At 55.6% G+C, this 6,441-nt stretch carries 5 protein-coding genes and 1 tRNA gene; 3 read left to right on the top strand and 3 right to left on the bottom strand.

Going from position 1 to position 6,441, the window contains the following annotated elements; genetic code table 11:
* The 3 genes from FKM97_RS24950 to FKM97_RS24940 form a co-directional block, all read left to right on the top strand.
* Window positions 1-1,126, top strand: a 1,126-nt coding sequence (locus FKM97_RS24950; RefSeq protein WP_144295173.1) for a restriction endonuclease subunit S, incomplete at its 5' end; no start/stop codon positions are given.
* Window positions 1,123-2,352: an ATP-binding protein gene (locus FKM97_RS24945; RefSeq protein ID WP_144295172.1), complete on the top strand. Its 1,230-nt coding sequence runs from the start codon at window positions 1,123-1,125 to the stop codon at window positions 2,350-2,352. The genes FKM97_RS24950 and FKM97_RS24945, both read left to right, overlap by 4 nt.
* Window positions 2,349-3,992 (top strand): type I restriction-modification system subunit M, encoded by a 1,644-nt coding sequence (locus FKM97_RS24940; protein ID WP_144295171.1) that lies wholly within the window; start codon window positions 2,349-2,351, stop codon window positions 3,990-3,992. The genes FKM97_RS24945 and FKM97_RS24940 overlap by 4 nt, the downstream gene beginning before the upstream one ends.
* 281 nt (window positions 3,993-4,273) lie before the next feature.
* On the opposite strand, the gene FKM97_RS24935 is transcribed toward FKM97_RS24940, so the two are convergent.
* The 3 genes from FKM97_RS24935 to FKM97_RS24925 all read right to left on the bottom strand — a co-directional run bounded on the left by FKM97_RS24935 (window position 4,274) and on the right by FKM97_RS24925 (window position 6,382).
* On the bottom strand, window positions 4,274-4,867 hold the full coding sequence (locus FKM97_RS24935; RefSeq protein WP_144295170.1) for a hypothetical protein: 594 nt from the start codon (window positions 4,865-4,867) through the stop codon (window positions 4,274-4,276).
* A 642-nt stretch (window positions 4,868-5,509) separates the two neighbouring features.
* Window positions 5,510-5,596, bottom strand: a tRNA-Leu gene (locus tag FKM97_RS24930).
* A complete protein-coding gene (locus FKM97_RS24925) occupies window positions 5,597-6,382 on the bottom strand; it encodes a competence/damage-inducible protein A (RefSeq protein WP_428977944.1) in 786 nt (261 codons plus the stop codon). It lies immediately after the preceding tRNA gene.
* Window positions 6,383-6,441 lie beyond the last annotated feature (59 nt).

Genomic DNA, 6,441 nt, shown 5'->3' with positions numbered 1-6,441 from the left:
GGACCCTTCTCTGCTTCGGCGCACCCTCACGCAAGTGGCCTGCTTTTACTCCGCCGCAGTGGCCTGGAATTGCTCCGCCGTTGACAGCAGGGATATCTCGGGCAACCAGTATCAGCTTTACACGCTGGTCCGGGATGGCGACTTTGTTTTCAACAAGGGGAACTCGCTCAAATTCCCTCAAGGCTGCATATACCTGCTGGAGGGATGGGGGCGGGTCGCTGTCCCAAATGTGTTCATCGCCTTCCGCCTGAAGGAAGGCTATTCAAACGGGTTCTTTCAGAACTGCTTTGAACAGAACCAGCACGGAAAGCAACTCAAGAGGCACATCACCAGCGGCGCACGTAGCAACGGTTTGCTAAACATCAGCAAAGAGACGTTCTTCGGCGTCGAAATTCCCACGCCAAGCCTGTCCGAGCAGCAAAAGATCGCCGAATGTCTGGACTCTGCGGACGCGCTGATTGAGGCGCAGGCGCGTAAGGTGGAGGCCTTGAGGGCTCACAAGAAGGGCCTGATCCAGCAGCTATTCCCGCAGGAAGGCGAAACCCAACCCCGCCTCCGCTTCCCCGAGTTTGAGGGAACCGGGGAGTGGGGGGTGAAGCCTCTCGGGAAAGTAGCCGAGAATCTCGACAGTAAGCGGGTTCCGATAACTTCTGGCGACCGCGTTGCTGGTAGCGTGCCGTACTACGGTGCCTCTGGCATTGTTGATTATGTTTACGGCTATATCTTTGACGAAGATCTGCTGTGTGTTTCGGAAGACGGCGCAAATCTTCTCGCTCGAACCTACCCAATTGCTTTCGCCATCTCCGGAAAGACTTGGGTAAACAACCATGCGCATGCCCTGCGATTCAAGAATGGTTTCACTCAGAAATTCGTTGAAGTCTATCTCAACTCGATCAAGCTAGATGATTTCATCACGGGAATGGCCCAGCCCAAGCTGAACAAAGCTAAGCTCGACAGCATCCCGATTCCGCTCCCTAAAGAACCCGAGCAAAAGCGCATCGCCGACTGTCTGACCTCCCTCGACAACCTCATCGCCGCCGAGACCGAAAAGCTTGACACCCTCAAGACCCACAAAAAGGGGCTGATGCAGCAGCTTTTCCCGTCCGTCGGGGAGGATGACGCGTGAGCAAGTACAAGACCCTAAAGTCGCTGGTAGCGCGGCTTCGTGACGACCTTAACAACCCCACGAAGCCCATCTCACTGCTCTTGATTTACGCCTATAACCGCACCGGCAAGACGCGCCTGTCGATGGAGTTCAAGGACGCAGGCAAGCGCAAGACGAAGAAGAACCTGACCGGGACGCCCGACACGCTTTATTTCAACGCTTTTACCGAGGATCTGTTCGTCTGGGAAAACGACCTCGAAGGCGACAGCATGCGCCGCCTGCAGTTGAACGAGAAGTCGTCCTTCTTCAACGCAATGACCGAACTCGCGTTGGACGAAACGATTGCTCAGTATCTTTCCCGATACGCCGACTTCGATTTCGACTTCACATACAAAGAGGTTCAGCAGGGCAACGAGACCGTCGCCAAACCCGATTTCGTTAGCTTCGAAAAGGACGGCGTTCCTAACATCAAGGTGTCGCGCGGCGAGCAGAACATCTTCATCTGGTGCATCTTCATGGCCATCTGCGAACGGATGCTGGATGGGCATGAATCCTATCAAGGGAAGAAATATCTCTACATCGACGACCCGATCTCGTCGCTGGATGACAACAACGCGATTTCCGTGGCCTGCGACCTGGCCAAGCTCCTCCGCCGCGCAGCAACGCGAAAGAATGTCGACGGTGCACCCGCGCCGATCAGGGTGATCTTCTCGTCCCACCACGCGCTGTTCTTCAACGTCATGTGCAACGAAGTGGGCAGGCGGACCGACGGCGAGCCTAAGGTCACCCACAAGCGCTATTTCTTGCATCGCCCTAACGGCGACGGCGCCTATACGCTTCAGGCAACGGAGGATACGCCCTTCTTTCACCACGTCGCCACTTTAGCCGAGTTGCAGCGTGCCGCCGATCCCGAGAAGGGGAAGCTTTACACCTTCCACTTCAACGCTTTGCGCAGCGTCATGGAGAAAACAGCCTCTTTCTTCGGTCACCCAAGCATGGCCTTCTGCCTGAAGGCGCTCGACAACGAAGAAGATCGGGCGCTGTTCAGCCGTGCTCTCCACCTGCTGAGCCACGGCGCCTATGCCATCCATGAACCCACTGAAATGGGCGAGGACAACAAGGAACTTTTCCGCCGCATCCTGCGCGAGTTCATCACGCGGTTTGAGTTCGCCTTGCCAGGCGTTGTCGCCACCCAGTCCGCAGCCCTGGCGCCTGCGCCCGCCCCCGAGGAAGCACCTGCACAATGAACGATCATAACCAAAAACAACTGGGCAAAACGCTCTGGAACATCGCCGACCAGCTGCGCGGCGCGATGAACGCCGACGATTTCCGCGATTACATGCTGTCTTTCCTGTTCCTGCGCTACCTCTCTGACAACTATGAGATGGCCGCGAAGAAGGAGCTCGGGCGCGACTACCCAGATCCCAACGCGATCGGCAATGGCGGGCGCTCGCCCTTATCTGTCTGGTACGCGGAGAACCCCGATGATGTGGTGGCCTTTGAAAAGCAGATGCGTCTTAAGGCGCACTACGTTATCAAGCCGGAACACCTCTGGACCAGCATCGCCCACATGGCGCGCATCCAGAACGACGAACTGTTGAACACCCTGCAGGCGGGCTTCAAATACATCGAAAACGAGTCGTTCCAGAGCACGTTTGGTGGGCTGTTCTCGGAAATCAATCTCAGCTCTGAGAAGATCGGCCGGACGTACGCTGATCGCAACGCCAAACTCTGCGCCATCATCACCGAGATCGCCAAAGGGCTTGCCGACTTCTCCTCGGATGTGGATGCGCTGGGCGACGCCTACGAATATCTGATCGGCCAATTCGCCGCCGGTTCGGGCAAGAAGGCGGGCGAGTTCTATACCCCGCAGCAGGTGTCAGACATCCTATCCGCGATTGTGACGCTCGACAGCCAGGAGCCCGCAACCGGGAAGAAGGAGCGGCTCGCCAGTGTGCTCGACTTCGCATGCGGTTCAGGCTCGTTGCTGCTGAACGTGCGCAAGCGCATGGGTCCACACGGCATCGGCAGAATCTACGGGCAAGAAAAGAACATCACCACTTACAACCTCGCCCGCATGAACATGCTGTTGCACGGCGTGAAGGACACGGAGTTCGAAATCTACCACGGCGACACGCTGAACAATGACTGGGACATTCTGCGCGAGTTGAACCCCGCCAAGAAGCCCTCCTTCGATGCCATCGTGGCCAACCCGCCCTTCAGCCTCCGCTGGGAACCGACTGAGGCGATGGGCGACGATGTGCGGTTCAAGAACTACGGGCTGGCGCCCAAATCGGCCGCGGACTTTGCCTTTCTGCTGCACGGCTTTCACTATCTGAAGGATGAAGGTGTGATGGCCATCATCCTCCCTCACGGCGTGCTGTTCCGAGGAGGGGCAGAGGAGCGTATCCGAACCAAGTTGCTGAAGGATGGTCACATCGACACGGTGATCGGCCTGCCTGCGAACCTGTTCTACTCGACCGGCATCCCGGTCTGCATCCTTGTTCTGAAGAAGTGCAAGAAGCCGGACGACGTACTCCTCATCAACGCGGCAGAGCTTTTCCTAAAGGACAAGCGCCAAAACAAATTGGGAGATGGCAAGAATGGGACGCCGGATCATATAGGTAAGATCGTCTCGACCTACCAGTTCCGCACGGAAGAGGACCGTTATTCCACGCGCGTGAGTATGGAACGTATCGCTGCAGAGGGCTACAACCTCAACATCTCACGTTACATCAGCACGGCCGAGGAGGAACTCGAAATCGATCTGGTCGCTGCCCATAAATACTTGGTCGACATCGAGAAGCAGGTTCGCGAAGCGACAGCGCAGCACAACACATTCTTGCAGGAGCTTGGTCTTCCACCTTTGCCGCTCTCAGAAGGATGATTTGGGCCTTCAGCCCGACCGCTGGCGTCGGGCTGCAGCTTTAGAAGCGTCCAACTTCAACGTCCGCTTTCGGTCAACATCAACGCTAGCTGGAACGGCGGAAATGTGGCGCAAAGCGGCAACAAAAAATGAGATAGCTGAAATGCGCCTTCAAATTTTGGTTGCCGACAGAGAGCGCCGGGGGGTCAACCTGATGCACAATTTCTAAGACTTCTCCTCTTTGGTAAGTGTCGACCCCAATTGCGCTTAACCCCGGCGATGGGTGCATTGTATGCGCAATCTTACAGTTCGACGATGACGTCATCCTCCGAACATAAAGGTTCAACGAGACCTGATTCAAGATCGTCATCCCCCTCCTCGGCTGCTTGCAACTCGGTGATTTCTTCTTGTGACAGATCTCGTATAATGATTTCCGGAAGCTGGTCTTGGAGATGATCGGCTTTTTCCAACCCCAACGCCCGGTACTTGAGTTCGTGCAGCCTTTCCAAGCCAGCCGCAGCGGAAACAAGCATCCGAACACCAGCGCTCGCCCTCGCAACTTGAGATGGATCTGAAGCGAGCTTGAGCTGCGTCATTATTAAATTTTCAATTGTAAGTGCGTGCGCGTAGGCAGCTTCCCGAGTGGATCTCGCTCGGCTCAATGTTAGATCGTGATTGTCCAGGCACTCCGAGAAAACTTCCTCTCTGACGGATGCCGCGATCTCTGCTGCTGCAGCGCCCTTAACGACGCCGTGCTTCGATAAATGCGCCTGAACGGCCCTCCGACTGACCGAGAATTCGGCCGAGAGCTCTTCGAGAGTGTTTTCTCCAGCTTCCCATCTGGCGCGCACCTGCGCCCATTGGATTAAGGAAAGGCGAACATATTTTCGAGCCATCGGGCACCCAATTAAAAGAGCAATATTTTCTCCTAATATTAATTATTTTGCAAATATATATTTATATAAGACACCTTAACTTCTGAGCATGTTCATCGGTTTACAAAAGAAGTGGAGTTGGCGTCGCGGCGAAAGCGTTTACAGTCCCTGATTTTGCGTTGACGCTGGTCCGTTTTTGCTAGTTTTGCGCGGAGTTTGTCTCCACCCTCGCAGTCCTCTCAATAAGGTGGATCAGCTCTTGTCCGAACGCGCATACGAGGTCTGTTATGGTCGTTTCGACTTGGGCAAGACGCGTTATGACGCTTCGGAAACCATGAAATTTTCCAATGCTTGCCTACTCACTGTTTCCATGCAGGGGGAAGGGCTCTGAGGTAAGAGACGCGAGCGGCAGCCGCTCGATTAAATTTGTATCGCGACTAGGTCGGTATGACGCAGCGGCATACCCCTATATCCAAAGACACACTGTCGGTCAGCAGTGCACTAGGACTCTGTCCATCGAGCTTCATTTCCTCATCACGCGAATGTGATCAATTTGCATCAGATCAACCCTAGAACAGATGCTCACAATCCCTCCCGTTCCTCAGTAACACTTTTTCGTCCGACGATCCCCTAACTGACTGAAAAAGTTATCGTATTTAGACTTGGTGCGGACGGGGGGACTCGAACCCCCACCCCCTTGCGGGGAACGGATTTTAAGTCCGGTGCGTCTACCGGTTTCGCCACGTCCGCTCATCGGGTCTTATGGGCTGCTTCGCTGTCCTCGGCAAGGGTGAGGCTGCTGCGCCTTGCGGCCAACTCTGCAGACATGAGATACACCGCCTCAGTGGCGCCATCGACTTGCAGCTGATCGCGTCCGCGGACTACGATCCGTGTGCCATACACCTCCCCCTCGTAGAAAGGGTAGGAGCCAATCTGAACTTCTCCGTGTTCTTCCTGTATCTGGCGCAGGGGCGCCGCCACATCGCCCTCCTTCTCACGCACCTCAACGGTAGCCGAAAGCAGCGGCGTCCCAGTCTCCAAAGTTGGAGCAACTTGGTCGAGCATGGCCTGCATAACCGAGGGGACCCCAGCCATGACGAAAACATTGCCGATCCGGAAGCCCGGAGCCTTGCTTACAGGATTGGCAATCAGAGTGGCGCCGTGCGGAATGCGAGCCATACGCAATCGAGCCTCGTTCAGATCTTCACGCCGCATTCGCTCCAGAAGCATATCTACCGCGGCCTGGTTGATGGAGATCTCAACGTCGAACGCGCGCGCAATGGCATCCGCCGTGATATCGTCGTGAGTGGGACCGATCCCGCCGGTGGTGAACACGTAAGTGTAGCGATTTCGGAGAGCATTCACCGCCGCGACAATATCTTCCTCGACGTCTGCTACCACTCGCGCCTCACCGACATCGATGCCGATGCGGGTAAGATATTCCGCTATGTATCCAAGATTCTTGTCCTTGGTTCGGCCGGATAGAATCTCGTCGCCAATGACCAATACGGCCGCTGTTATCAAAGGCATCTTCATGCTTGCGCTCCCACTTTCACCCCCATGGAACAGATTGCGCATGATGGATCAAGCGCTTG

It is taken from the genome of Rhodoligotrophos appendicifer, from assembly GCF_007474605.1.
GTDB classification, from domain to species: Bacteria; Pseudomonadota; Alphaproteobacteria; order Rhizobiales; family Im1; genus Rhodoligotrophos; species Rhodoligotrophos appendicifer.
The sequence above is the reverse complement of the archived record's forward strand: the minus strand, read 5'-3'. Positions and strand labels throughout refer to the sequence as shown.

Bases quoted from the DNA above. Each gene is read 5' to 3' on its own strand.
- FKM97_RS24940 (WP_144295171.1), top strand. From the start codon at position 2,349: ATGAACGATCATAACCAAAAACAACTGGGCAAAACGCTCTGGAACATC.
- FKM97_RS24925 (WP_428977944.1), bottom strand. From the start codon at position 6,382: ATGAAGATGCCTTTGATAACAGCGGCCGTATTGGTCATTGGCGACGAG.
- FKM97_RS24935 (WP_144295170.1), bottom strand. From the start codon at position 4,867: ATGGCTCGAAAATATGTTCGCCTTTCCTTAATCCAATGGGCGCAGGTG.